Origin of the sequence: Rhizorhabdus wittichii (genome assembly GCF_017607425.1) — a bacterium.
Lineage (GTDB): Bacteria > Pseudomonadota > Alphaproteobacteria > Sphingomonadales > Sphingomonadaceae > Rhizorhabdus > Rhizorhabdus wittichii.
In genome coordinates this window covers 1,518,541-1,544,493 of sequence record NZ_CP059319.1, presented here as the reverse complement: position 1 = coordinate 1,544,493, position 25,953 = coordinate 1,518,541, and the positions used below count along the sequence as shown (strand labels likewise).

Genomic DNA, 25,953 nt, shown 5'->3' with positions numbered 1-25,953 from the left:
GACGAAAGGGGAAGGAACAATGAGAGGAACCGGAAGGGCGATACTGGCGGGCCTGATGCAGGTCGCGATGACCGGCGAGGCCGTCGCCGCCGACACGGCGAAGGCGTTCACCGCGCCGATCGAGGGCGGTAGGCTCCATTATGAGATGATCGGCGGCGGCGACCAGCCGCCGCTGGTGCTGGTCAATGGCGGGCCGGGGCTCGACCATCGCTATTTCCATGGCAGCCCGGTCTGGGAAGGCTTGTCGAAGCGCCGCCCGGTCGTCTTCTACGACCAGCGCGGCATGGGACGCACCACCTCGACCATCGCCGTCGACCGGTTCACGGTCGACATGATGGTCGCCGACCTGGAAGCGCTGCGGGTCAGGCTCGGCGTTCCGAAGATCGCGCTGCTCGGCCATAGCTGGGGCGGGCTGCTGTCGATGGCCTATGCGACACGCCATCCCGACCATGTCTCCCGCCTCGTCCTGGTCGGGTCGGGCGCTCCGAAGATCGCGGCGCACGAATATCTGTTCGACAAGCTCTATCCCGAGATCGCGGCCCGGCAGGTGCCCGACGACAGCCCGGCGGCGAAGATGGGATGCAAGGCCGACAGCCTCGAGGATTATGGGCGGATGGCCTATTACGACCAGCGCAACCAGCCGCGCCTGGCCGCCGAGGACAACAGCGCCTTCTCGCAGGAGGTCTGCACCGCGGTCATGCTCGACGCGATGAAGCTCGACCTCTTCCCCAGGCTCCATGCGCTCCACGTGCCGACGCTGGTGATCAACGGCCGCTTCGACGCCAATGTCGCGCCGACGGTCGCCTATGCGATCAGCAAGGCGATCCCCGGCGCGACGCTCGACTATTTCGAGCATAGCGGCCACCAGCCGTTCGAAGAGGAGCCCGACCGGTTCGAACTGGTGGTCGAGCGCTTCCTCGATCAGTAGCGCGATCGATCAGGAGAAGCGGCGCTCGATCCGGTTCTCCTCGGTCTACGGTTCGTCAGCCTCCGTCACGCCGCACGGCCGTTACGCCGAACATCCTGTCGGGATCGATGCCATTGTCGGCCGCTACCCAGCGTGCCTGTTGATCGACTTGATCCAGGGCGGTGGGATTTCGGCGATAGGCGCTTGGCAACATGCCGAAGTAGCGCTCGAACGCGACGGTGAAGCTCTGCTGATAGTCGTAGCCGACGGTTTCCGCCACACGGGCGATCGACATGTCGTTTCGGCGAAGCAGGTCTCGGGCATGGCACATCCGCAGATCGTGCGTGAAGGCGAAGATGCTTTGGCCGAACAGGGCCCTGAAGCCGGTCTTCAGCTTCGTCGAACCGAGACCGGCTTCCCGCGCGAGGTCCTTCAGCGAGGGTGAGGGAAAGCTTCCCCGGATCAACCGTTCCCGGACGAGATGGATCTTGTCGAAATCACGATCGGACAGCCGCCTGGGCAGCGCGCTATCGTCTTGTGCGGCCTCCAATATGGCGAGGATTTCCGCGATCAGCACGAGGACATAGCCTTCGGCCTGGACCAGCCGGCGGGTTGTCGTGAAGTGGGATCGGGCGAGATCATGGGCCAGCCGCGTCAGCCGTGGATAGAGCGGCACGCGCATCGCGAACGGCTGCAACGCCGCCGGTCCTAGCGCATCGGCGATATGAGGGCGCAGTCCGCATCGGAAGTCGCCGAATTTTTGCTCGATATAGCGTGGCGTGCAGAAGATCGTGACATGCGCGTTGCGGTCGCCGCCCGGCACCTTGTTATATACGGCTTTCTGTTCAGGCTGACGACCAATGAAAAGCGAGCCGGCGGTAAGCCTTATGGAATTCGGACCGATCCTTCGCTCGATGGTGCCTTCGAAACGGAACTGGAACTCGATGAAATTCGCCTCGAAGGGGCAAAGCTCATCTTGAAAGCCCGCAGGCGCATTGACGCTCCACACGGTCAGTTCGGGGTCGAGTTCCAACTGCTCCCAATGCCCCAGCCCGCTGTCCTGTATGGGGCCCAGCATCCGGCGCATGACGAAGTCGCGTCGTTCGAGGACCGAATGACGGGAGGGTTCTGATGCGCCCCCTGAGGGATAATAGCTCACCATCCTGTCGACCCGGAAAGCCCCTTCCTGGCACGAGGTGTGTCGACGCGACCCGTCGACCAGTGATCATCATCGAAAAGGCTAGACTGCGCTCCGTCAACCTCAAGACATGCAATCGTCAAAATTGATGCATGAATCTTAAATTTTTCGCCACCGACCTTGGTACGCGATTTTGCGCGACGGCTATTCTCCTCAAAGACAAGAGAGGGGGATTGATATGCAAGATAAGCTATTAAAGAATCGCCTTTTTATTTGTAGTGTCGGGTCGATTCTCGCATCGTTGCCGATGCTTTCCGTCCCGGCTTTCGCGCAGGCGGAAGGCACGGGAGCGGACATCCGCGCGACGGATATCGGAAATGAGATCGTCGTGACGGCGCAGAAGCGCAAGGAGCGGCTGCAGGATGTTCCCATCTCCATTTCCACGGTCACCGGCGCCGAGGTCGCCAAGCGCGGACTCACCAATCTGCGCGACCTGAGCCAGGCGGCACTGGGCTTGCAGGCGACCTCCCCTTACGCGAACTCGAATACGAAATTCGCCATTCGCGGCGTCGGGGCCACGGATTTCGCCCAGAATTACCAGTCGCCGATCGGCATCTATTCGGATGAAGTCTTTCTCGGCTCGCCGATCGATTCGAGCTTCGCGATGTTCGACATCGATCATGCTGAAGTCCTGCGTGGGCCGCAGGGAACATTGTTCGGAAAGAACACCACGGGCGGAGCGATCAGCCTGACGTCGGCTTTGCCGAAGGACCATGTCGAAGGCTATGTCACGGTGCGCGGCGGTAATTTCGGCTATATCGAGCCGCAAGCCGCCATTTCGCTTCCGGTGACGGAGAGTCTTGCCGTCCGCTTTGCCGGCGTGCTGCGCGACCGTGACGGCACGCTGAAGAACCTCGCCGATCATACGCGCCTCAACGACGTCGGCCAGCAGGCGGCCCGCTTCTCCGCGCTGTACAAGCCGGGATCGGACTTCGAGGCGCTGCTGACCCTGGGCTATGGCCGCAACGACAGCAACGGCATGTTCGGCCAACCCCATGACCGTCTCGGCCAGAATCCCTATGAGGGCTATTATAACGGCTTCGGGCTGGAGCGGATCGATACCGGCAATGCCACGCTGAAGCTGACCAGGGATTTCGGCAGGTTCAACCTCACCTCGATCACCGCCTATCGCGCCAACAAGCTCCATCGCAAGGAGGAGCCGGACTCGGGTGTCGGGACATCGGGGGATTTCCAGGTCGACTGGCGTTCGAAATATCACCAGACCAGCCAGGAGCTTCGTCTGGCATCGGATTCCGACGGGCGCCTCACCTGGATGATCGGTGGCTATTATTATCAGGATCATCTGCGGGCGAACAATTCCGCCCAATATCCAGATCCGAGCGACTATTTCGCGTTGAACTTCCGCCTTCACCAGGACTTGCGCGACTTCGCGGCCTTCGGTCAGGCCACCTACAAGCTGCTGCCCAAGCTCAACCTCACCATAGGTGGACGTTTCACGACCGAACGGCAGAAGTTCACCTATGAGAACCGCTTCACCGGGATGGACAATCCGTTCGCCGACGGGGTGGCGCCAGCGCTGTCCTATGCCGAGAACCGAACCTACAATGCCTGGTCGGGCAAGGTCGGCCTCGAATATATGGCAACCCGCGACAACCTGATCTACGCCAGTGTATCGCGAGGCTTCAACAGCGGCGGCCATGCCGGCCTGGCCTTTTCGGCGGCCCAACTCGCAAGCACCGATCCCGAATATCTCATCGCCTATGAGGTCGGGACGAAGAACAGCTTCCTGGACGGCGCCCTGACGCTCAACCTTTCGGGATTCTACTATGATTACAAGGACATCATCGTCACGACGGTGGTCGATACCGGCGGTGCGACGCTGGCCAGCCTGAAGACCAACGCGGCGCGGGCCCATTCGAAGGGCTTCGAACTCGAAACCGTCGTGCGGCCGGTCCGTGACCTGTCGCTGACGGCTGGTGCCGCCTATCTCGATGCGCGCTATACGCGTTTCGTGTCGGCCGTCCTCGGTGGCGACTTCACGGGCAACCGGCTTCCGAGTTCGCCGAAATGGACGCTCACCGGCGCGTTCAACTATGATCTGCGGCTTCCGGGCGACAAGACGCTGAGCTTCAATGCGGACGTGCAGCATGTCGCGCCCTTCTATCGCGATGCGCAGAACACGCCCCAACTGCGGCTGCCCAGCCGCACGATCGCCAATGCGCGCATAACCCTGCAACTGGAGAACGGCCTCTCGCTGGGCCTCTGGTCGCGAAACCTGTTCGACGAGCATTATTTCACCGATGCGTTCACCGATCCTTCGATCGCCGACGTCACCGGTGGCGCTCCCTACGGCTATTTCTACGGCGATCCCCGAACCTACGGTTTCGAGGTCGGCATCCGGTTCTGACCCGGATCAATCCACTGAAAGACGTGATTCAATGAAAAGACCGGAAAGACTTCACCCGCGGGAGGCGTTTTCCCTCCCGCGCCTCATCAAAGGTGCCTGGCAGCTTTCGGAGGGGCACAGCGCCGTATCCCTCGCCTCGGCGGTCTCCGATATGCGGAGTTTCGTCGAAGCTGGTGTCGACGCGTTCGACTGCGGCGACGTCTATATCGGGGTCGAGGAACTGATCGGCCGCTTCCTCGACGAGTATCGCCGGCAGGCCGGCGCGGCGGAGGTGACCGTTCTCACCAAATATATCCCCGATCGGGATCGGTTACCCGTCCTCCGGCGGACCGATGTCGAGGCGGCCGTCGACCGCTCGATCGCGCGTCTGCGCGTCGAACGGTTGAACGTCCTGCAATTTCACTGGTGGGATCTGGATATCCCGCGTTATCTCGACGTGCTGCATTGGCTCGAGGAGCTTCGCAGGGCGGGCAAGATCGAGCATCTCGGTCTCGTCAATTTCGATTCGGTGCGCTTGCGGGAAATCCTCGATGCCGGCTTCCGGCCGGCGACCATGCAGGCCCAATATTCCCTGCTCGACCGGCGGGTCGAGCAAGGCGTCGCGCAGCTCTGTGCGGACCATGGCCTTGCGCTGTTGTGCTACGGCACCGTCGCCGGCGGTTTTCTGAGCGACAGGTGGCTCGGCATGGCCGAACCCGGATCTCCGCCGGAAAACCGGTCGCTGACGAAATACAAGCTGATCATCGACGAGTTCGGCGGGTGGGATATCTTTCAGTTGCTGCTGCGGACCTTGCGGTCGATCGCCGATGCTCACGGTGTCGATATCGCGACCGTGGCGATGCGCTTCATCATCGAGCGGGCGCCCTTTACCGCGATCATCATAGGCGCGCGCAGCGACGCGCATCTTTCCAGGAATCTGGAGACCTTTTCCTTTGAGCTGACCGAAGCCGATCGAGCGAAGATCGATGCGGTGCTGGCGTCCGCGCGGCGTGTGCCAGGTGATTTCTACGACCTCGAACGCATCGTCGATGGTCCTCATGGTCGCATCATGAAGCAAAATCTGGATCTGGAGCATGGCAATGTCTGAAGAACCCTTCAGCGTGCGACGGATCGTCGCCGGTGAGAATGCGGAGGGGCGGTCGATCGTTCTGGCGGACGGGATCGTGCCCGTGGTCAACGGGACGGCGGACTATCTTCAGATCGCCGAGCTCTGGCGCACCGATGGGGGCGCAAACGAGATACCGGCCCATAGGGACGCCGTGGATGCGTCGGTTTCGGACATCAAGCCTCCGGCCGGAGGGACGCGCTTCGTGATCGAGGTGGCCCATCCGGAAGGAGGGGAAGGGCGAAGCGAGGATGCCGTCCGGCGAATGTTCGAAGCGATTTCCGGCACCGGGAGCCGCACCGAGGCGCGGCCGGGCGAGCATCCCGGGATGCATCGAACCGATACGATCGATTATATCGTGGTGCTGAAGGGAGAGATCGACTTCATCCTCGAGACGGGGGAAGTCCATCTGACGGAAGGGGACATGATCGTCGATACGGGGGTCAATCATAGTTGGGCGAACCGGTCCGGCAAGCCTTGCGTGCTGGCCGCGGTGATGATCGGCATGGAGCGCGGCGGCGCATGACGCCATGGGCCATGCAGGACCTGCGCAGGGATTTCGCCGGCCTGCTGCCGCTGTGCGTTGCTTATTTCCTCGCATCGACCTTCATCCTGGCGCTGCCGATGTGGGTGGGGGCGATCATTGGCGCTCATGTCGCCGATGAAAGGGTGGCGGGCTGGCTCGCCACGTTGGAACTGGGCACGGTGGCGCTATCGATGCTGATCGCGTCGCGTCGCCAGGCGTTCGGCTCGACCGCCGTCCATGTGGCGTTCGCGCTGTTCGCGATAGGCGGTTATGCGCTTTCCGCCTTCGTTCCGTCGCTATGGCTGCTGGGGGTGTTGCGGGTCGTGGCGGGCGCGGGTTTCGGCTGGTTGCTGGCGGCGACGCTCGCAGCCGCGGCCGGCCGGGACAATCCGACCAAGACATTCGGCATCATGGAGATCGGGTTGGCCTTATATGCCTGTGTCTTCTACGCGATTGTCGGCCATGCGATCGAAGCCGGTGGAATGCGGGGCTGCTTCCTCGCCATGGCCGCCTGCCTCATCCTATGTTTGCCTGCGGTTCGTGCCTTGCGCGCGGGTGGGAACGAAAAGCTTCCGCAACGTGCTCATCGGCCGGTCCGTCCCGCCGATATTGCGGGCGTCGCCGCGCATTTCCTGTTCTTCGTCGCGATGTACAGCGTCTGGACCTTCCTCGCGCACAAGGGCGAGATCATCGGCGTGAATGCCCAGGGCCTGGGCAGCCTGCTTTCGATCGCTTTCGTCGCGGGCCTTGTCGGAGCGGCGCTCACGATGCTCGCCATTCCCATGTTCGGGCGACGGATCGTCATTCCCGGCGGACTGATTTTCCTGGCGTCGGCCATGATGCTGCTCGGTCGGGTGGATGGGCCTGCCGGCTTCTATGTCGCGGTGGTGCTGATCAAGGCGGGCTTTCTCTTCTACACCGTTTCGATGAACGGCCATTTCGCGGCCAGCGATCCGACCGGTCGGCTCAACACCATCGGCTTGGCCATGGCGATGATCGGATCGTCGGTGGGACCCGCCATAGGAGGCTACGGCCTCACCATTCTGGGTTTCGACGGCCTTACGGTGATCGTGGCTCTGGCATGGATTCTGGTCGCGATATTGGCCTTCCTCGCGACCCGAAGCCTATCCAGATAGCATCACCTATCAGGAGAAGCGGCGCTCGATCCGGTTCTCCTCGGTCTTCTCGAACACCACCTTGTCGCGTTCGAAGGCCTGCATCGTCTCGGTGACGATGAACTCGCGGCTGGTCATCCGCAGCTCGGTGGTGGCGAGGGTGCGGAAATCCCAGTCGGCGCGCGTCGAGCCCCAGCCCGCCGTCACCCGCCAGACCGAGCTGGTCGGGTCGCCGTCGACGATGCTCAGCTCCATGCGGGTCTGGCCGGTGCGGTCGGTCGCGATGTCGCCGATCGTGAACCGCGACGCGGGATCGTTGCGGATCACGGTCACCTTGCCGGCGGCGTCGGGGCCGGTCTGCCGGATCGTCTCGCCCTCGACCGACATGAAGCCGATCTTGGCAGACTGTTGGCGGTCGCGCAGCAGCGCCGGCAGGTCGCCGACGCTCTCGCCGGCGCGATAGGGACGAACCGGCAGCTCGAGCCGCGACGCGCCGGTGGTGACGGCGAGCGTCACCGGCTCGGGCGAGGGCGCCAGCATCGGCCACAGCGCCTCGGAGATCGCCACGCGGATGCGGCTCCCTTTCTTGAAGCGGTGCGCGCCATAGGCGAAGGGCACCGTCACGTCATAGGCCTTGCCGGGTTCGAGCAGGCTCGGATCGCTGTGGCTCTCGCGGTGGGTGAGGTTGAGCACGCCATAGGTGACGGACCAGCTCTTGCCGTCCGGCAGCAGCTCGTTGACCCGCACCACCACCTTGGCGACGGGGCGATCGGCGGCGATCCGCAGCCTGGCCTTGGCGATGCCGAGCATCTCGACATCCTCGGCCAGCGGCGCGCTGTCGAACACCAGCGCGAGGCCGTCGTCGTGCGACTGCTCGCCGGGCAGGTCGAGCGCCATGTTGAAGGGCAGCCATTCGCGCTTCGCGGTGCCCAGCGTCTGGTGGGGAGCGATCGTCCGTTGCGTCTCGGCGCCCGGCTGCGCGGCGAGGCCCGTTTCGTTGAGGTGCCAGATCCGGTTGCGGATCGCGGGCGAGGGCCATTGCGCCTCGGCCACCCAATGGCCCGGCGTGTCGGCCGGCCACACCTCGCTGGGCGTCCGTTCGTTGACATAGGCGCGCAGCATCGGCTCGCGCATGATGCCGGTGTCGACGCCGTGCAGCCAATGCGCCCACCAGCGCACCTCCTCGATCACCCAGTCGAGGCCGGGGCCGGGGTTGCCGCCGTCCGGGAACTGGTGGCCCCAGGAGCCGATCAGCCCCTTGCGCGGCGCGCTCAGCCCTTCGAGCAGGCGGGGGATGGCGGCCGAATAGGCGTCGACCTGGCCACCGACCGCATAGACGGCGCACTTGATCGCGGCATAGTCCTGCTCGACCGAGCCGTGCTTCCAATAGGCGTCGTAGGTCGCGTGGCCGAGCCATCTCGCATGGATCGCGGGCAGGTTGCGCAGCCGCTCCATCCACATGTCGCGCCAGCGTTCGCCGACGATCCGGGGATCGGGCGCGTCGACCAGCACGTTGCGGAACATCGTCCCCCAATGAAGGCAGGTGAGGCCGAGGACGCCGCCGATATAATGGGCGTCGTCCATATAGCGGTTGTCGGTCGAGCAGGCGGTGACGATCGCCTTGAGCGCGGGCGGGTTGAGCGCGGCGACCTGCAGGCTGTTGAAGCCGCCCCAGCTGATCCCGCGCATGCCGACCGAGCCGTTGCACCAGGGCTGGCGCGCGAGGAAGGCGATCGCGTCGACGATGTCCTGCTGTTCCTGCGCCAGATATTCGTCGCGGAGCAGCCCGTCCGATTCGCCCGAGCCGCGCAGGTCGAGCCGGGCATAGGCGAAGCCATAGGGGCAGAATTGGTCGGCCCAGGCATTATCGCGGCCGCGGGTGCCGTCGCGCTTCGAATAGGGCAGCGCCTCCAGCACCACCCCGACCGGCGCCTTGTCAGCGCCCTTCGGCACCCAGAGGCGGCAACCGAGCCGGGTGCCGTCGCGCACCGTCACCCAGATATTCTCGGTCATCTCGACCGGACGCTTCGCGGGCAGCGGCCAGGCGGCCTCGGCGGTCCAGGGCAGCAGGCTGCCGAGCGTCACCGCCGAGGCGGCCTGGAGCAGCCCGCGCCGCGTCGGTTGATTGCGCTTCCCGTCGGTCATCGGTCCGTCCCCTCTTTATCCCTGGCGGGATGCTATCAGTCAGGGCGCGGGCGCGTATTCAGTCGATCGGTCGGGACTTTCATGCGATCGGTCGGTCGCGGCGGCGGCCCGTTGCCGCAGGGTGCGGGCGACGATCGGCATGCAGACCGGGATGGTGATGAGGCAGCTCGCGAAGCCGAGCAGGCCCAGCATGCCGAACGAGCCATGGTCGACGATCAGCCCGCCGATCGGCGCGCCCACCGCGAAGGCGAGCCGCTCGCAGCCGCCGCCGAGCGTGCCGAGCCGCCCCTCCGCGTCGAACATCGCCGCGGTGCCGAGGAACAGCGCATATTGGTACATGTAGAAGATCCAGTAGGTCAGCACGCCCAGCGCGAAGCTGACCGTCCCGTCCGCATAGCCCATCAGGACGCAGGACAGCGCGGTGCCGGCAAGGCCGACGAGCATCGCCGGCACGCGCGGCAGGCGGCCGCCGATCAGCGCCGCGACGACGCTGCCCAGCACCCCGCAGGCGGTGCTGGCGGACAGGATCGTCGCGATCATCTCGGGATCGATGGCGAGGCGGGTGCCGATCCGTTCGGCGAAGCTCCACAGCGCGCCGGTGCCGAGCGAATAGCAGGCCCACATCACCAGCAGCGCGATGGTGGCGGGTTGCGACAGGACGCGCGCCGGCGGCGGCGTCAGCAGGGCGGGCCGAGACCGGAAGCGCAGCATCGCCGGCGACACGACCAGGATCAGCGCCGCGATCGCCGGAAAGGCGCCCATCGCGCCGAGCCGGGCGCTGGCGAGCGGGATGACCATCATCATCACGACGATGAACAGGATCGCCCCGACATTGCCGAGCGCATAGACCCGGTCGGGATTGCGCGCGGTCGACGCGCCGGTGATCGCCGCCGCGAACACCAGGCCATAGCCGATGCCGGCCAGCGTCGCGCAGGCGAGCAGCGGCGGCAAGGTCGCCGGGATCAGGAACATGATCGCATGGGCGAGCGCCGCGAGCGCCGCGCCGGCCAGCGAGATCGTCACCGAGGAGAAGCGGTGCACGACCGGCGACAGCAGGATCATCGAGATCGCCAGCGCGCCGATCTCGAACAGGCCGAACACGCCGGCCAGGCTGGCGCTGAGCCCGCGCCCGTCCATCAGCGCGCCGACCTGGAAGGGCATGGTCGAGGTGCCGAGATGGGCGATGCCGCTCGCCACCGCGACGGCGAGGATGAGCGCGATGCTGTCGGATGATCGGGCAGCGGAAGCAGAGGTCATGGCAGTGCTTTCGAAGGAAGAAGGGCCCGCCCCTCAGGGTCGGGCGGAAAGGTGGCGCTCGGCGGCGGCGATCGCGCGGCGGAGCGGTTCGTTCGGATCGTGGTCGCTGGCGAGGCTCGCCTCGCCGAAGCGCTGGAGGGCGATCTCGTGCCCGACGAGCAGGTCGAGCGCCGGCCGGTCGGCGGCCGGGGCCGCGTCGCGCAGCCTGGCGAAGGCGTCGACATGGTCGTCCAGCCCGTGCGCGGCCCGGTCGATGAAGGCGGCCCATGTCGCCAGCTGCTCGGCCTGCGCTTCGCCGCGTCGCTCGGCCCGGTCGATCGCGTCGCGGTCCGACCGGGTTTCCACCAGCGGCGCGACGATGCGCGCGGTCATGGTTTCGAGCCGCTCCATCAGCGCGCAGCTTTCGCGTTCGACGGGCGTGCGGTCGCCGGCCGCGAAGGCGCGGGCGAAGGCCGCACCCCCGATCTCGCTGAGATAGGCCCGGCGCAGCCCGTCGAGATAGTCCCCCCGGTCCACCTCAACAGGCGCTGGATGCGTCGGCCAGGATCATCGGATCGCGCCGGTAGTCCTTGGGCAGCACGTTGAACTGACGCCGGAAGGCGACCGTGAAGCTGTTCTGATATTCATAGCCGAGCATCTCGGCGACCAGCAGGATCGGGATGTCGGACTTGCGCAGCAGCTCCAGCGCATGGTCCATCCGCAGGTCGTTGGCATATTGCGAGACGCTCTTGCCGAACAGCGCCTTGAAGCCGCTCTTGAGCTTGGTGGCGCTCAGGCCGATCGCGCGGGCGATCTCCTCGATCGTCGGCGGCGGGGTGTACTGGCTGCGGATCAGGTCGCGGGCCTTGCGCAGGCAGCGGACGTCGGTGTCGGACAGGCGGCACAGGCTGGTCGAATCGTCGTGCGCGTCCTCCAGCATCGAGACGACCTCGCACAGGATCATCATCACCAGCGCCTCGGCGCGGACGAGGCCGCGGCTGCGGACGATGTCGAGCGACCAGAGCTCGCGCACCAGCTCGATCAGGCGCGGGTAGCAGGCCATGCGCAGGAAGAAGAGGCCCTTGCTCTCGGCGCCCAGCCCGACCGCGACATTGGCCGGCAGGGTCGCGGCATAGTCGCCGAAATAGCGTTCGAGCGCCGAGGGCCGCAGATAGATGGTCATCGAGCTTTCGCGCTCGTCCGCCTGCAGCCGCTCCATGATGTTCATGCCATGGGGCTGGCGCCAGACGAGCAGGCTGCCCTTGTCGACGTCGACCGTCTCGATGCCGTCGCGCTCGGGATAGAGGCTGAGCCGGCCCGACAGGCGGAAGTGCAGCTCGATGAAATCCTCGCCGATGACCGGGCAGAGCGCGTCCTGCTGGAAGGAGAGGTTGGTGTTGAGCACGAACAGGTCCGACGCCAGGCGGACCAGTCCGCAATGGCCGGTCTCGGACCCCGTGCGGAACTGGTGGCTGGCGCCGACCAGCGTCTCGTTCGGGCGGACGAGGCGCGAGACGACGGCTCCCTTCGGATCGTCCCCCAGCACGTCGAACACGTCCTGGAGGAACACCGCGCCGCCGAGGCGGCCCTGGCGGACCGAGAAGGGAGCACAGGGCGACCGATCCAACTGCACCATTGCGTCCATCAACACCTCTCCTGATGTCATGGGGGCGGCGAGAGGATGAGCGGCCGACGACAGCGCATGATCTCCCGACGCTCAACAGAATACGCTACTGTATTGTGTTGTCCAGCGGCTTTATGATGGGCGCGTTTGGAGGCCGTTTTCCGGGATTCTTATGGGTCAGGTCGCGTCGGACCGGCCGAGAATCCAGCGGCGGAACAGGTCGACCATCGGGTCGCCGGCCCCGTCGGGCGTGACGACCAGATAATAGCCGAGGTCGAGGCTCGACCACGTCGTCGGGAAGGGGGCGACCAGCGGGCGGGGGGCCGGGGCGCCGGCGTCCCCAGCGCGATCTCGATCCGCCGGCGGCATATTCGGCCGCGAAGACGAAGCTTTCGAAGGTCATGCCCTGGCCGCTGGGGATCGGCATGCCGCGCCGGGCGCCGAACTCGGTCCAGAGATGGTCATAGGCCTCGCCGTCGACGAGCACGTGGAGCAGCTCCTCGCCGGCGAGAAAGTCGGCGAGCGGCCGGTCGGCCGCGCGCGCCGCCACTTCGGGCGCGCACATCGGGGTGAAGCGGATGCGGCGCAGCAGGTGCCGGTCGGGCCGGTCGCCGCGGACATGGTCGAACAGGATCGCGACGTCGACCTTCTCCTCGGGCGAGCCGGTGACATAGCTGCTGCCGACGCGGATCGCGACGTCGGGATGGTCCTTCCGGAAGGCGCGGAGCAGCGGCATGCCGATCGCGTTGGCATAGGCCGGCGGCATATGGACCCGCAGTGTCCGCGATGCGCCCATCCGGTTCATCGCCGCCTGGATGTCGTCGAACGCCTGCTCGACCACCGGCAACAGCGCCTCGCCCTCCGGCGTCAGCCCGAAGCCCTGCGCCGAGCGCTCGATCAGCTTGCGGCCGATGATGTCCTCCAGATTGGCGACGTGGCGGCTGATCACGCTCTGGGTGACGCTCAACTCCTGCGCGCCGGCGGTGAAGCTGGCCCGGCGGGCGGTGGCTTCGAACGCCCGCAGGGCGTTGAGGGGGAGCTGCCGTCGATCGATCATTCCAAAATACCATGCCGTGCTTGGTGATTTGGCATTGGCGCGCGCCGGGGCCTCCGCGTCAATATTCGATCAGGGAGTATTTTCATGATCGAAGCATCTCGAATCCAGGCGCTGCTCGACGAACGCAAGCCGCACCACAGCCTGCCGCAGCCCTTCTACCGCGACGCCGACCTGTTCGATCATGACATGGAGGCGATCTTCCACCGGTCGTGGCTGCTGGTCGGGTTCGAGGCCGAACTGGCCGAGCCGGGCAGCTATCTCGCGCTCACCATCGGCCGCTCGCCGATCCTGCTGGTGCGGCAGAAGGACGGCACGGTCGCCGGCTTCTTCAACAGCTGCCGCCATCGCGGCGCGCAGATCTGCGCCGACGGCCATGGCCGCGCGGCGCGCCTCGTCTGCCCCTATCACCAGTGGACCTACGGCACCGACGGCCGGCTGCTGAGCGCGGCGCGGATGGCGGCCAATTTCGACAAGGACCGGCACGGGCTGAACCCGATCGGCGTCGAATGCGTCGGCGGCTGCGTCTATGTCTGCCTCTCGCCCGCCCATGCGCCCGACTTCGCGCCGTTCCGCGCGGCGCTGGAACCGATGCTGGCGCCGCATCGGCTGGCCGAGGCCAGGCTCGCCACCAGCATCGCCATCGTCGACAAGGCGAACTGGAAGCTGGTGATGGAGAATGGCCGCGAATGCCATCATTGCGCGGCCTGCCATCCCGAACTGAAGATCGCCTTTCCGGTCAGCGCCGCCGACAGCACCGAGAAGGACGAGGTGGAGCTGTTCGCCCGCTATGCCGAGCGGATGGCGGCCGCCGGGCTGGAGGTCGGCCCACGCAGCGGCGACTGGTGGCACGTCGCCCGCTTCCCGCTGAACCCCGGTGCGAAGTCCTTCTCGCTCGACGGGACGCCGCTGGTGGCGAAGCCGATGGTGGAGGCCTGTGGCGGCGACATCGGCACGCTGCGCTGGGCGACCGAGCCGAACAGCTTCTGCCACGCCGCGGGCGACAACGCCTTCATGTTCTCGGCGATCCCGACCGGGCCGATGGAGACCACCGTCATCGCCAAGTGGTTCGTCCACAAGGATGCCGTCGAAGGCGTCGACTATGATCTCGACCGCCTCACCCATGTCTGGATGGAGACCAACCTGCAGGACCGCGAACTGGCCGAGAACAACCAGCGCGGCGTCAACGGCGCCGGCTATGTCCCCGGCCCCTATTCGCCGGAGGCCGAGGAATATGTCGACCGCTTCGTCAGCTGGTACTGCGATCGCCTGCGCGAGCAGCTCGCCGTCGATGGCGCGGGCCGATCGCGTCCGACTCCCTCAAAATTAGGTCGGGTCGGATGATTGATGCGCTCCCAACTCGGCTAATGGTCTGAACGGAAAAGCCAAGACCGGCCGCAAGAAGAGATAATAAAGGGGACGTTGAGATGGGGAAATCAGTTCTGGCCTTCGCATCGATCGCCGCGATCGGCGCGGCCCTGGCGGCGGGAGCCGCCCAGGCGCAGGCAGCTTCCGGCGAAGCGCCGTCCGGCGACGACATCATCGTCACCGCCAACCGCCAGGGCAGCCAGTCGATCCAGCGCGCCGCGCTCGCCATCTCGGCGATCAGCCCGAACGCGCTGGCCGACAAGGGGCAGGGCGGCCTCGCCGACATCGCCAACGTCGCCCCGTCGATCAACGTCCAGCAGACCCAGCCCGGCGTGAACCGCGTCGACATGCGCGGCATCACCACCGGCACCATCTCCGTCACCAACGTGCAGGATCGCCCGCTGGTCGCGATCTACCTCGACGACGTGCCGCTCGCATTGCAGAGCGGCAATCCCGAGCTCAAGGTGTTCGATCTCGAACGGATCGAGGTGATCCGCGGGCCGCAGGGCACGCTCTACGGCGCCGGATCGATGGCGGGCACGATCCGCTACATCACCGCCAAGCCCGACACCAAGGGCTTCTCCGGATCTGCCGAGGGCATCGTCTCGACGACCGCGCACGGTAATCTGAACTATGGGCTGCGCGGCATCGTCAACGCTCCGCTCAGCGACACGCTCGCGGTCCGGATCGGCGGCTATCAGGGGCGCAACGCCGGCTTCATCGACAATACGGGCCTGGGCAAGAAGAACGCCAACAGCGACGAGAGCACCCAGGCGCGCGTCGCCGCGCGTTGGACGCCGTCGCCGGAGTTCACCCTCGACGCCAGCTTCACCTTCGCCAAGCTCGACGTGAACGGCACCAACGCCGGCTATGCGGGCTTCTCGCGCTACAGTTACATCACGGCGGTGCCCGAGGTCTTCGACGACAATCTGAAGATCTACAACGTCACCGGCGCCTATGACTTCGGCTTCGCGACGCTGTCCGCCTCGACCTCCTATGTCGATCGCAAGACGCACAACACCAGCGACTATGGCGACACCGCCGCACTGTTCGGCATCCCGTCCTTCGTCTCGCTGGGCATCGTCGACAACCGGGTGAAGGATTTCTCCGAGGAGGTCCGGCTGGTGTCGGCCAAGTCCGACCGGTTCAACTGGACGGTCGGCGCCTATTACCAGAAGACCAAGCGCCATTATTACCAGGATACGCCGACCACCGACTTCGACTCCACCTTCGGCGCGATCATCGGCGATCCGACCTTCAACAGCCAGACCGACTATCAGGCGTTCCAGCCCAACGACGTCTTCTCGGGCTTGCAGAACATCGACGAGCACCAGTTCGCCCTGTTCGGCGAGGCGACGCTGACGCTCGGCAAGTTCGACCTGACCGGCGGCCTGCGCTATTTCGACTTCAAGCAGGATTTCGACCTGTTCTACTCGGGTGTCGCCGGATCGCTGGCGCCGGGCCAGCCGCTGACCCAGGCGGGGACCGAGAAGGCCAACGGCTTCAACCCGCGCGCCGTGATCGCCTATCGCCCGCAAGAGAATCTGATGCTCTATGCGGAGGCGGCGCGAGGCTTCCGCTATGGCGGCGTCAACCAGCCAGTGCCGGCGTCCTTCTGCGGCGCGGCGCTGGCGGCGGCGGGCCTGACCAGCGCGCCGCTCACCTTCGGCCCAGACAATCTGTGGAGCTACACGGTCGGCGAGAAGGGGCAGTTCTTCGATCGCCGCGTGACGTTCAACGTCGCCGCCTTCTACGTCGACTGGAAGAAGGTGCAGACCAACCGCAACCTCGACTGCGGCTATTATTTCACCCAGAACGCCGGCAAGGTCCGCAGCATGGGCCTGGAGCTGGAAAGCCGCTTCAAGCTCAGCGACGCGCTGACGATCGGCATCAACGGCTCCTACACCGATGCGCAGGCGAACGGGGCGATCCCCAATGCCGGCGCGGTCGACGGCGACCGGGTGCCCTATTTCCCCAAATATACGGTGGCGGCGAACGCGGCCTATGTCGTGCCGATCGAGGACGGATCGCTGACCTTCTCCGGCGATTTCCAGATGCGCGGCAACAGCTATACCGAGTTCAACGAGGCCGATCCGCTGCGCCGCAAGATCCCCGCCTACCAGACGGTCAACGCCTCGGTGACCTATGACAGGGGGCCGTGGGAGTTCAGCCTGTTCGGCACCAACCTGAACAACAGCCGGATGATCTCGCTGGTCAGTCGCTCGCGCCCGACCGCGATCGCCGACCGCTATTATTACGGCCGCCCGCGGACCTTCGGCGCGCGCGCCAAGGTGCGGTTCTGACGTTCGCAAGAGGATAGCCGACAGGGGAGGGGCAGATGGGTTCCGGAAGCGATCGGGAGGGAGCGCGGAACCTGTCCCGCCGCGCGTTGCTCGAGCTTTCCTGCGCGGCGCCGTTGGCGGCGGGCGGCGCGCGCGCACTCGCCGCCACGGGGATCGGCCAGTCCCCGATGGGACCGCGCGAGATCAGGGTCATCGAAACGGCATGGGTGACGATGTCGGACGGGACCCGGCTCGCGCTGCGGATCGTGCTTCCCGCCGACGCCGACCGGAATCCCGTCCCCGCGATCATCCAATATTGGCCCTATCGCCGCCGCGACATCACCCGCTCCGAAGACGACCGGCTGTTCAACTATTTCGCGTCGCACGGCTATGCCTGCATCCACCCGGACATTCGCGGATCGGGCGATTCCGAAGGGGTGCTCAAGGACGAATATCTGAAGGTCGAGCAGGACGACGGCCTGGAGATCATCGCCTGGGTCGCCCGGCAGAAATGGTGCACCGGAAAGGTCGGGATGACCGGCCTGTCGTGGAGCGGCTTCAGCGCCTTGCAGATAGCGGCGCGGCGGCCGCCCGCGCTCGAGGCGATCCTCGTCCATGGCTGTTCCGACGATCGCTACGCCGACGACGCCCATTATCTGGGCGGTACGATCTGCCAGGACATGGGCGTGTGGGGATCGGTGTTCTTCGCGCTCCAGGGCTATCCGCCCGATCCGCAGGTGGTGGGCGATCACTGGCGCGCGATGTGGCGCGCCCGCTGCGAGGGGCTCGACCTGGTCATCGCCGACTGGCTGAGTCACCAGACGCGCGACGCGTTCTGGAAGCACGGTTCGGTCAGCGAGGATCATGCGGCGATCCAGGTCCCGGTCTATGCGATCGGCGGTTGGGTCGACGGCTATCCGAACGCGGTGCCCCGGCTGATGGAGCATCTGACGGTGCCGAGGAAGGCGCTGATCGGACCATGGGGGCACAGCTATCCGCACACCGGCGGCCCGGGGCCGTTGATCGACTATCTCACCGAGGCGCGGCGCTGGTGGGACCATTGGCTCAAGGGCGTCGACACCGGCATCATGGAGGAGCCGGCCTATCGCGCCTGGATGCAGGACGACGCCGCACATGACGGAAGCGAGACGGTGGCGGGCCGCTGGGTCGCCGAGCCTGGCTGGCCGTCATCCAATATCCGGTCGCGACGCCTGTTCCTCAACCGGCAGGGCCTGGCGGCGGAACCCGAGACGGGCGCTCCGCTGACCCTCGCACCGCATCAGACGGTCGGCATCGCGGCGGGCTATTGGTGCCCGGCCGGCGCCGGGAACAGCGATCTGCTGCGGGTCCAGCTGCCGACCGACCAACGGGTCGACGATGCCCGCTCGCTGGTGTTCGACGGCGCGCCGCTCGCGGAAAGGATGGAGATCCTCGGCTTCCCCGCCGTCGACCTCGAACTGTCGGTCGACAGGCCGGTGGCGCTCGTCGCCGTCCGTCTCGACGAACTCCATCCCGACGGGACCTCGCGCCGGATCAGCTATGGCGTGCTCAACCTCACCCATCGCGACAGCCATGAGCATCCCGCGATGCTGGTGCCGGGGACCCGCTACAAGGTCCATGTGCCGATGAAGCATTGCAGCATGGCCTTCAAAGCCGGCGCGCGCCTGCGGGTGGCGATCTCGACCTCCTACTGGCCGCTGGTCTTCCCGTCGCCCGAGCCGGTGACGCTGACCCTCTATCCGGGCGTGAGCTCGCTGATCCTGCCGGTGCGCGCGCCCAGGGCGAGCGACGCTCTGCTGAAGCCGCTCGGCGATCCGTTCGTCCCTCCCTATATCGCCGAGACGGTGCTGACGCCCGATCGCCCCCCCGCCATGACGGTGACCCGGACCGGCGAGGTGCAGACGATCGAGAACCGGTCGGGTGGGGGCGCCTTCCGCGTCAATCCCGTCGGGACCGTGCTGGCGTCCGAACTGCGCGACATGTCGGTCATCGCCGATGACGATCCGCTCAGCGCCCATAGCGACTATTGGGCGTCCCAGAGCTTCCGGCGCGACGACTGGAACGCCAAGGTCGACACGCATCTGTCGTTCCGGATGACGAAGGACGACTATGTCGTGACGGCGACGTTCAAGGCCTGGGACGGCGACGCGGTCTTCTTCGAGAAATCCTGGGAGAAGGTGATCCCGCGGACCTTCTCATAGGCGCGTCACTGGACGGTGTAGCCGCCGTCGACGACCAGCGAGGCGCCGGTGACGAAGCGGCCCTCGTCGCTGCCGAGGTAGAGCACCGCCATCGCCACGTCGCGCGGGGAACCCATCACGCCGAGCGGCGTGGCGTCGAGCGTGCCCTGCACCGCCTCCGGCCCCCGCGAGCGGAGCGACGGGGTGTCGATCAGCCCGGGGTGGATCGCGTTCACGCGGACGCCCCAGTCGGCATAGCTGATCGCCGCGTTGCGCGTCATCGCGGTCACCGCGCCCTTGGCGGCATGATAGGCGGCCATGCCGGGGATCGCGATGATCCCGAAGATCGAGGCGATGTTGACGATGTTGCCGCGCCGTTCGCGGAGCAGCGGCAGGCAGGCCTGCATGCCCAGCATGACGCCGGTCTGGTCGACGGCGATCACCTGGTTCCAGGCCTCCAGCGAGGTGTCGTGGATGCCCTCGAAGAAGCCGATCCCGGCATTGTTGACGAGCAGGTCGAGGCCGCCATGCGCCGCCGCGACCATGGCCGCCAGCGAGGCCCATTCGTCGGCGCGGCTGACGTCGAGCGCCACGCTGGTCAGGCGCGGATCGTCCGTGCCGAACGGGGAGGGCGTGCGGTCGGCGGCATAGACGATCGCGCCTTCGCCGATCAGCGTCTCGACGCAGCCGCGGCCGATGCCGCTATGTCCGCCGGTGACGATCGCCACCTTGTCCTTCAGGCGCATGGCGTGCCTCCCCGTGGCTCAATCGGCCTGCACGATCGCGTTCGCCCCGGTGCGGAGCGGGTTGGCGGCCTTCCACTGGTCGAGCGGGTTGGCGGCTTTCCACTTCGCGGCATAGGAGCCCAGCGTGTCGAACACGACGCCGGCCTGGCCGCGCATATGGTCGATCAGCCTTTCGAGCATCGCCAGGCGGCTGCCGCGCGCGATCGTCTCGGGATGGTTGGTGAGGTTGAAGATGCCCCCCGGGCAGCGTTCGAGCGCGAAGTCGAAATCGGCCTTCCAGGTCCGCCCGAGATCCTCGGGGATGACGCCGGCCGGGTTCATGCCGAGGACGAACTCGAACGCCGGGAAATCGTCGAGCGCCCAGTTCACCGGCAGCTCGACCAGATCGACGGTCGGGCCGAACCGATAGGGTTCATCAGGCCCCCAATCATCACCGGTACGGAGATAATAGGCTTCGAAATCATGGCCCATGCAGCTCGAATCGTAGTGGAAGCCATATTCGAGCAGCAGTTTCACCGTCGCCGGGCTGAAATCCCAGGCGGGGGAGCGATAGCCGGTCGGATGCACCCCGGCCGCGCGGTCGAGCGCGGTCAGGCCCTTCTCCAGCACGCGTCGCTCGCCGGCCTCGTCGAAGTCGGCCGGGTTCTCGTGGACCCAGCCATGGTGGACGATCTCATGGCCTTCGTCGCGGATGCGCTTGACCATGTCGGGAAAGGCATAGGCGGTGTGGCCGGGCACGGCGAAGCTGCCGCGGATGTCGAGCTTCCTGAGCAGGTCGAGGAGGCGCGGGGTCGCCACCACGGTGAAGTCGCCGCGCGACAACATGCTGGGGTTCCGGCTTTTTGCCGTGCCGATCCAGGACGACATGCCGTCGACGTCGAAGGTCAGGCAAACGGTGAGGCGGTCCATGAAGTCTCCTTTGATGGGCGTCAGGGGCGGAGCGGCGGTCGCCGCGAGGCCCAGGGCAAGGCGCGTTCGAGCTGGCCCGCGAGCCGGAACAGCAGGTCCTCGCGGCCGAAGCCGGCGGCGAACTGGACGCCGAGCGGCAGGCCGTCCGCGCTGTGGCAGAGCGGCACCGACATGGCCGGCTGGCCGGTCAGGTTGAACAGCGCCAGGAACGGCGTGAACGAGCCCTTGTGATCGAACCAGCGTTCGGGCGTGATGCCCGGCGCGTTCTGGTCATAGGTGCCGAGCGGGGCGGCCGGCGTCGCGGTGACCGGCGTCAGCAGCAGGTCATAGGTCTCGAAGAAGCCGCCGACGGCGCGGCTGATCCGGTTCATGACCGCCGGCACGGCGAGCAGCTCGCCAGCGCTCAGCGCCTTGCCGTGGCGGTAGATGGCGAGGGTCGCCGCTTCGAGATTGTCGTCGCCGGGGACCCGGCCGTTGATCGCGGCGAGTCCGTCGACCCAGCTCACCATGCCGGCCGCCCAGGCGTCGATATTGGCGCGGCGATATTCCGCATAGTCGAACGCCGGCCGCGCCTCCTCGACATGATGGCCGAGCGCTTCGCACAGGCGGGCGGCCTGCCAGGTGGCGGCCCGGCTTTCCTCGCCGATCGGCGCGCCGGACCAGGCATCGGTGGTGACGGCGATCCGCAGCGGCGGGGGATCGCGATCGACCTCCTGCCGATAGGGGGCGTGGGGCGGCGCGATGATATAGGGATCGCCGGCCGCCGGGCCCGCGACCGCGTCGAGCGCCGCCGCCGAATCCCGGACGCTGCGCGACAGCACGCCTTCGCAGCCCATGCCGAACAGCGCGTCGCCCGAGTCCGGGCCGAGGGTGATCCGGCCCCGGCTGGGCTTCAGCGCGAAGACGCCGCAGCAGGCCGCCGGGTTGCGCAGCGATCCGGCGCCGTCATTGCCGTGCGCGATCGGCACCATGCCGGCGGCGACGGCGGCGGCCGATCCCCCGCTGGAGCCGCCCGCCATGTGCGCCGGGTTCCAGGGATTGCGCGTCGGCCCGTTGGCGACCGGCTCGGTCGTGCAGCCATGGCCGAACTCCGGCGTGTTGGTCCGCCCGATCGCGACCAGCCCGGCGGCGCGGAAACGCTCCATCAGGAAGGTGTCGCCCGGCGTCCGCAGCCCCCGGGCGAAGCGCGACCCCATCTCCACCAGCCCGCCCCGGCGATGGAGGACGAGGTCCTTCACGAGGAAGGGCACGCCGGCGAAGACTCCGTCGTTCGCCGTCGGTTCGTCGTCGAACGTCTCGATGACGGCGTTCAGACTCGGGTTCAGCCGCTCGACGGCGGCGGTGGCGGCGGCCTTGACCTCGTCCCGGCTCACCGCTCCGCCGCGGATCAGCCCGGCGAGGGCCAGCGCGTCATGCGCCTGATAGTCTTCGAAGTTCATGTTCGTCTTCCGCAAGGGCGGTGCGGAAAATGTCCAAGCCGGGGCGCGAGGTCACCATCCCGAAGGATGGCCCGCGCACAAATTTCTTTGCGGGGACCCATCCTTAAAGATGGCTCCTTCGCCAGGAATCCGGGCCATCTTTACCGCCTTCGACTCTCCTGTAAGATGATGGCGGCGGCTTACGGCAGGATGGAATGGCGGCACATTTCTCTGCAGCGTTGACGAAGTTCACGCCACCCGTGAACTGGGGTCGGACGATGGCGCGGCCCCGCCTGCTCGCCATGGCCAGCGCGTTCGAGGACAAGCGCCTGGTGCTGGTCACCGCCGCCGCCGGTTCGGGCAAGACGACCTTCATGTCGCAATGGTATGCGGCGCTTGGCGAGCAGGGGCGGCTCGTCGCCTGGCTGTCGCTCGACGAGCGCGACCGCAATCCGGGCCGGCTGCTCTCGCTGCTCGCGGAGAGCCTGCGGCTGGCGGCCGACGAGGCGCAGCTTTCGGGCGAGCGCTTCGCGCTCAACGGGTTCGAGTTGCAGTCCGACGACTTCATCGACAGCTTCGTCAACGCGGTCTCGCTGCTCGGCCAGCGGACGGCGGTGTTCGTCGACGATTATTATCTGGCGGCGACGCCCGAGAACGACCTCGTCCTGCGCGAGATCCTCCGGCTGGCGCCGCCCAACCTGCTGATCGTCCTGTCGAGCCGCGCCTATCCCGACCTCGGGCTCGCCCGGCTGCGTGCCTATAGCGCGATGGCGGAGGTGGATTTCGACCAACTCCGCTTCGACGGCGACGAGGCGACCGCCTTCATGCGCGACGTCCACGGCATCGATATCGGCCGCAGCGGTGGCGAGCTGTTCTGCACACGGACCGAGGGCTGGATCGCCGGATTGCAGCTCGCCTCGCTCTCGCTCAAGGGCCGGGAAGGCCATGTCGAGCTGCTCGAGAATTTCGCGGGCAGCCGCAGGGAGGTCGCCGACTATCTGAGTTCCTTCGTGCTCGACGAGCAATCGGCGGACGTCCGCGACTTCCTGTTCCGCACCGCGCTGCTCGACCGTTTCGACTGCGACCTGGCCGGCGCGGTGACCGGAATCGCCGATGCGCAGGGCATGATCGAGCTGGTCGAGGCGGCCAACCTCTTCATCGTCCCGCTCGACGACCAGCAGCGCTGGTATCGCTATCATCATCTCTTCCAGGATTTCCTGCGCGGCCGGGCCCCGCGCGAGGGCATCGACCTTCCGGCGGTCTATGCCGCCGCGGTGCGCCATTGCGAGGAATGCGGGCTGGGCGAGGATGCGGTCGCCTATGCGCTGGCGAGCAGGGACGAGGCCAAGGCCGCGGACCTGATCGCCGAGAGCGCGATGGCGCTGATCTACAAGGGCGACATACCGCGCCTCGCCTCCTGGCTGGAGAGCGTCTCCGAAAGCGTCATGCAGAGCCATCCGAGGTTGCCGACGATCCGCTGCTGGGCGCTGTTCCACGCGGGCCAGTGGGAGGCGGGCGAGGCGGCGCTGGGCGAGATCGCGCAGCGCCGCGGCGATGGCGGCGATACCGCGGAGATCGAGCTGCTCGACGTCGCGATGCGCGTCGCCGCCGACGAGCTGGAGGATATCCTCGTCCGCGGCGGCGAACTGGTCGACCGGCTCGAGGACAGCGCCCCCTTCCTGGCGGGGACGCTCGCCAACTTCGTCACGATGAGCCGGATCGGCATCGGCGACTATGAGACGGCGTGGAGCTTCTGCGACAAGGCGGGGACGCTGCTGCTGCGGGCGGACTGCCCCTATGGCTATATCTTCTCGCGGTGCACGCGGGCGATCTGCCTGATCGCGGAGGGCAAGGCCGATGTCGCGGATGCCGAGCTGGCCAAGGCCGAGCAGCTCGCCAACCGCACGGCAGGCAACATCTCGTTCGCGGCGGCGCTGTGCCGGGGCTGGCGGGGTGCCTGCGCCTATGAGCGGGGGGACCTCCTCACCGCGCGGCAGCAGCTCGAATTCGCCGTGCCGCTGATCCGGCGGTGCGGCAATATCGAGATACAGCGCCGGCTGGCGGTCTATCTGAGCCGCACCTGCGCGGCGCTGGGCGATCGGGCGGCGGCGCATGACGTGCTCGACGAGCTGGCGGCGTCGCGCCACGGCGACAGCGCCGGCAAGACCCGGACGACGGTCGCGGCCGAGCGGATCAGGCTGTTGCTGGGGGAGGAGGACGTCCGCCAGCTCCGGCTCGTCTGGGCCGAACTCGACCGCTTCGCCGCGCGGGAAGGCGTGCTTCCCGACCGGCTGCTGTTCGACGTGGAGATCAGCCGGCTGCGGATGATGATCGCGGAAGGGCGTTGGGGCGAGGCGGCCGGCGCGACGCCCCGGCTCGCGGCATGGCTGGAGCGCCGGCAGAACAGCGCGCGCCCGCGCGCCGAGCTGCTGCTGGTCGAGGCGCAGATCCAGCTCGGCCGCCAGGACGCCGCCGCGAGCCGGCTGGCGCGGCAGGCACGCGTCACCGGCGAGCGTTTTCCGATGGTCTTCCGCGAGGCGCCCGATCCGGTCCAGGCGCTGCTCAACGGCGACTGGGACGGGGAGGGGACCGGGCCGGAGACGAGCGACGCCCTGCAACTGGCCGCGACCGAGCATGGCCTGAGCGCGCGCGAGGGCGAGATCCTCTCGCTGGTGATCGAAGGGCACAAGAACAAGTGGATCGCCCGGCGGCTGGGCCTGTCCGAGCACACCGTCAAATGGCACGTCCGCAACGTGCTGGAGAAGCTCGGCGCGCCGAACCGCGCCTCGGCGGGGGCGATGGTCCGGCATCTGGAGCTGGCGTCGTCGCGGGCCGCCGCCGGCCGGCGATAGGGCGAGCCCTCCCAATCCTTTCGGGCGGGTGAAAAAAATCGAGCCGCCCATACCTTGTGGTGGTCCGCCCGGTACGGGGGCGGGGTAGCGATGGTCTCATAGCATCGGAGACCGGAGCTTCCATTGGTCAGTGATCCTTCCCCGCCATCGGCCGCCGCCGCCGGCAACCCGTCGATCGGTCGCCGCCTGGAGGGCCGCACCGCGCTGGTCACCGGAGCGCTGAGCGGGATCGGGCAGGCCGCCGCCGATCGGCTGGAGGCCGAGGGGGCCCGCGTGTTCCGGCTCGATCTGTCCCCTGCGGAGGGGGAGCGTCGCATCGCCGCCGACGTCTCCGACCTCAGCGCATGGCGGCAGGTGGCCGAGCTGATCCGCGCCGAGACGCCGACGCTCGACATATTGGTGAACAGCGCGGGCATCTTCGGCCTCGGCTCGCTGGCCGAGCACAGCGCGGAGAGCTTCTACCGCTTCTTCGCGGTCAACCAGCTCGGGCCGGCGCTGGGCATCAAGGCGCTGCTGCCGTTGCTGCGCCGGGCCGGCAACGCGTCGGTGGTCAACGTCGCGTCGGGGGCCGCGCTGTTCGGGTTCGACAATGCGCTCGGCTATATGTCGAGCAAATGGGGTCTGCGCGGCGCGAGCCGTGCCCTGGCCCGCGAACTGGCGCCCGAGGTCCGGGTCAACTGCATCTTCCCCGGCCTGATCGACACGCCGATGGCGGGGATCAATTCCGCCGAGCGGCAATCCGACATCGCCGAAAGGACGCCGCTCAAGCGGATCGGCCGGCCCGAGGAGGTCGCCGCCGCGATCGCGTTCCTGGCCTCCGACGACGCCAGCTACATCACCGGATCGGAACTGACCATCGACGGCGGCATCTGCGCCTGACGGGGCCGCCTTATCATAATGAAAACGAGAGAAAGGGAAGA

Annotated in this window: 19 protein-coding genes; 10 read left to right on the top strand and 9 right to left on the bottom strand. The window is 67.0% G+C overall.

The features are described 5' to 3' along the window. The first annotated feature begins 19 nt into the window (after positions 1-19). Positions 20-928 carry an alpha/beta fold hydrolase gene (locus tag HRJ34_RS07325; protein WP_208633727.1) on the top strand — a complete coding sequence of 303 codons (909 nt, stop codon included), beginning with the start codon at positions 20-22 and terminating at the stop codon, positions 926-928. Positions 929-983: 55 nt separating this feature from the next. On the opposite strand, the gene HRJ34_RS07320 is transcribed toward HRJ34_RS07325, so the two are convergent. After that, complete coding sequence (locus tag HRJ34_RS07320) at positions 984-2,066, bottom strand: helix-turn-helix transcriptional regulator (protein WP_208633726.1); 1,083 nt, start codon at positions 2,064-2,066, stop codon at positions 984-986. A 367-nt stretch (positions 2,067-2,433) separates the two neighbouring features. Between HRJ34_RS07320 and HRJ34_RS07315 the strand changes: the two genes are divergently transcribed. From HRJ34_RS07315 to HRJ34_RS07300, 4 genes are read left to right on the top strand one after another with little or no spacing between them, the layout of a single operon-like run. After that, positions 2,434-4,473, top strand: a complete 2,040-nt coding sequence (locus HRJ34_RS07315; protein ID WP_208633725.1) for a TonB-dependent receptor — start codon at positions 2,434-2,436, stop codon at positions 4,471-4,473. 31 nt (positions 4,474-4,504) lie between these two features. Then, positions 4,505-5,560 (top strand): aldo/keto reductase, encoded by a 1,056-nt coding sequence (locus HRJ34_RS07310; protein WP_029994394.1) that lies wholly within the window; start codon positions 4,505-4,507, stop codon positions 5,558-5,560. Then, positions 5,553-6,104: a cupin domain-containing protein gene (locus HRJ34_RS07305; protein ID WP_030089585.1), complete on the top strand. Its 552-nt coding sequence runs from the start codon at positions 5,553-5,555 to the stop codon at positions 6,102-6,104. The genes HRJ34_RS07310 and HRJ34_RS07305 overlap by 8 nt, the downstream gene beginning before the upstream one ends. 11 nt (positions 6,105-6,115) lie before the next feature. After that, on the top strand, positions 6,116-7,240 hold the full coding sequence (locus HRJ34_RS07300) for an MFS transporter (RefSeq protein ID WP_208633724.1): 1,125 nt from the start codon (positions 6,116-6,118) through the stop codon (positions 7,238-7,240). A gap of 9 nt (positions 7,241-7,249) precedes the next feature. Here the strand turns inward: HRJ34_RS07300 and HRJ34_RS07295 are convergent, their stop codons facing one another. The 5 genes from HRJ34_RS07295 to HRJ34_RS07275 all read right to left on the bottom strand — a co-directional run bounded on the left by HRJ34_RS07295 (position 7,250) and on the right by HRJ34_RS07275 (position 13,281). Next, positions 7,250-9,364 carry a CocE/NonD family hydrolase gene (locus HRJ34_RS07295; protein WP_208633723.1) on the bottom strand — a complete coding sequence of 705 codons (2,115 nt, stop codon included), beginning with the start codon at positions 9,362-9,364 and terminating at the stop codon, positions 7,250-7,252. 39 nt (positions 9,365-9,403) lie between these two features. Then, on the bottom strand, positions 9,404-10,621 hold the full coding sequence (locus tag HRJ34_RS07290; RefSeq protein WP_157783601.1) for an MFS transporter: 1,218 nt from the start codon (positions 10,619-10,621) through the stop codon (positions 9,404-9,406). 33 nt (positions 10,622-10,654) lie between these two features. Next, on the bottom strand, positions 10,655-11,137 hold the full coding sequence (locus tag HRJ34_RS07285; RefSeq protein ID WP_208633722.1) for a hypothetical protein: 483 nt from the start codon (positions 11,135-11,137) through the stop codon (positions 10,655-10,657). 1 nt (position 11,138) lies between these two features. Then, entirely contained in the window at positions 11,139-12,245 is a 1,107-nt protein-coding gene (locus HRJ34_RS07280; protein ID WP_226948727.1) for a helix-turn-helix transcriptional regulator, read from the bottom strand. Between the two features lie 85 nt (positions 12,246-12,330). Then, positions 12,331-13,281, bottom strand: a complete 951-nt coding sequence (locus HRJ34_RS07275) for a LysR family transcriptional regulator (protein ID WP_226949089.1) — start codon at positions 13,279-13,281, stop codon at positions 12,331-12,333. Positions 13,282-13,365: 84 nt separating this feature from the next. Between HRJ34_RS07275 and HRJ34_RS07270 the strand changes: the two genes are divergently transcribed. The 3 genes from HRJ34_RS07270 (at position 13,366) to HRJ34_RS07260 (ending at position 19,129) form a co-directional block, all read left to right on the top strand. Further along, entirely contained in the window at positions 13,366-14,622 is a 1,257-nt protein-coding gene (locus HRJ34_RS07270; protein ID WP_208633721.1) for an aromatic ring-hydroxylating oxygenase subunit alpha, read from the top strand. A gap of 83 nt (positions 14,623-14,705) precedes the next feature. Then, positions 14,706-16,949 (top strand): TonB-dependent receptor, encoded by a 2,244-nt coding sequence (locus HRJ34_RS07265; protein WP_011951776.1) that lies wholly within the window; start codon positions 14,706-14,708, stop codon positions 16,947-16,949. A gap of 35 nt (positions 16,950-16,984) precedes the next feature. Further along, a complete protein-coding gene (locus tag HRJ34_RS07260; protein WP_208633720.1) occupies positions 16,985-19,129 on the top strand; it encodes a CocE/NonD family hydrolase in 2,145 nt (714 codons plus the stop codon). A 5-nt stretch (positions 19,130-19,134) separates the two neighbouring features. Here HRJ34_RS07260 and HRJ34_RS07255 read toward each other — a convergent pair whose 3' ends face one another. From HRJ34_RS07255 to HRJ34_RS07245, 3 genes are read right to left on the bottom strand one after another with little or no spacing between them, the layout of a single operon-like run. Further along, positions 19,135-19,854: an SDR family NAD(P)-dependent oxidoreductase gene (locus tag HRJ34_RS07255; RefSeq protein WP_208633719.1), complete on the bottom strand. Its 720-nt coding sequence runs from the start codon at positions 19,852-19,854 to the stop codon at positions 19,135-19,137. An 18-nt stretch (positions 19,855-19,872) separates the two neighbouring features. Next, complete coding sequence (locus tag HRJ34_RS07250; RefSeq protein WP_208633718.1) at positions 19,873-20,763, bottom strand: polysaccharide deacetylase family protein; 891 nt, start codon at positions 20,761-20,763, stop codon at positions 19,873-19,875. Positions 20,764-20,783: 20 nt separating this feature from the next. After that, positions 20,784-22,202: an amidase gene (locus tag HRJ34_RS07245; protein WP_208633717.1), complete on the bottom strand. Its 1,419-nt coding sequence runs from the start codon at positions 22,200-22,202 to the stop codon at positions 20,784-20,786. 257 nt (positions 22,203-22,459) lie between these two features. Between HRJ34_RS07245 and HRJ34_RS07240 the strand changes: the two genes are divergently transcribed. Together HRJ34_RS07240 and HRJ34_RS07235 are read left to right on the top strand one after the other, a co-directional pair. Continuing rightward, positions 22,460-25,033: a LuxR C-terminal-related transcriptional regulator gene (locus tag HRJ34_RS07240; protein WP_226949088.1), complete on the top strand. Its 2,574-nt coding sequence runs from the start codon at positions 22,460-22,462 to the stop codon at positions 25,031-25,033. A 123-nt stretch (positions 25,034-25,156) separates the two neighbouring features. Then, complete coding sequence (locus HRJ34_RS07235) at positions 25,157-25,912, top strand: SDR family NAD(P)-dependent oxidoreductase (protein WP_011951770.1); 756 nt, start codon at positions 25,157-25,159, stop codon at positions 25,910-25,912. The last annotated feature ends 41 nt before the right edge of the window (positions 25,913-25,953 follow it).

Bases quoted from the DNA above. Each gene is read 5' to 3' on its own strand.
- HRJ34_RS07325 (WP_208633727.1), top strand. From the start codon at position 20: ATGAGAGGAACCGGAAGGGCGATACTGGCGGGCCTGATGCAGGTCGCG.
- HRJ34_RS07310 (WP_029994394.1), top strand. From the start codon at position 4,505: ATGAAAAGACCGGAAAGACTTCACCCGCGGGAGGCGTTTTCCCTCCCG.
- HRJ34_RS07305 (WP_030089585.1), top strand. From the start codon at position 5,553: ATGTCTGAAGAACCCTTCAGCGTGCGACGGATCGTCGCCGGTGAGAAT.
- HRJ34_RS07300 (WP_208633724.1), top strand. From the start codon at position 6,116: ATGCAGGACCTGCGCAGGGATTTCGCCGGCCTGCTGCCGCTGTGCGTT.
- HRJ34_RS07295 (WP_208633723.1), bottom strand. From the start codon at position 9,364: ATGACCGACGGGAAGCGCAATCAACCGACGCGGCGCGGGCTGCTCCAG.
- HRJ34_RS07290 (WP_157783601.1), bottom strand. From the start codon at position 10,621: ATGACCTCTGCTTCCGCTGCCCGATCATCCGACAGCATCGCGCTCATC.
- HRJ34_RS07280 (WP_226948727.1), bottom strand. From the start codon at position 12,245: ATGGACGCAATGGTGCAGTTGGATCGGTCGCCCTGTGCTCCCTTCTCG.
- HRJ34_RS07275 (WP_226949089.1), bottom strand. From the start codon at position 13,281: ATGATCGATCGACGGCAGCTCCCCCTCAACGCCCTGCGGGCGTTCGAA.
- HRJ34_RS07270 (WP_208633721.1), top strand. From the start codon at position 13,366: ATGATCGAAGCATCTCGAATCCAGGCGCTGCTCGACGAACGCAAGCCG.
- HRJ34_RS07265 (WP_011951776.1), top strand. From the start codon at position 14,706: ATGGGGAAATCAGTTCTGGCCTTCGCATCGATCGCCGCGATCGGCGCG.
- HRJ34_RS07260 (WP_208633720.1), top strand. From the start codon at position 16,985: ATGGGTTCCGGAAGCGATCGGGAGGGAGCGCGGAACCTGTCCCGCCGC.
- HRJ34_RS07255 (WP_208633719.1), bottom strand. From the start codon at position 19,854: ATGCGCCTGAAGGACAAGGTGGCGATCGTCACCGGCGGACATAGCGGC.
- HRJ34_RS07250 (WP_208633718.1), bottom strand. From the start codon at position 20,763: ATGGACCGCCTCACCGTTTGCCTGACCTTCGACGTCGACGGCATGTCG.
- HRJ34_RS07245 (WP_208633717.1), bottom strand. From the start codon at position 22,202: ATGAACTTCGAAGACTATCAGGCGCATGACGCGCTGGCCCTCGCCGGG.
- HRJ34_RS07240 (WP_226949088.1), top strand. From the start codon at position 22,460: ATGGCGCGGCCCCGCCTGCTCGCCATGGCCAGCGCGTTCGAGGACAAG.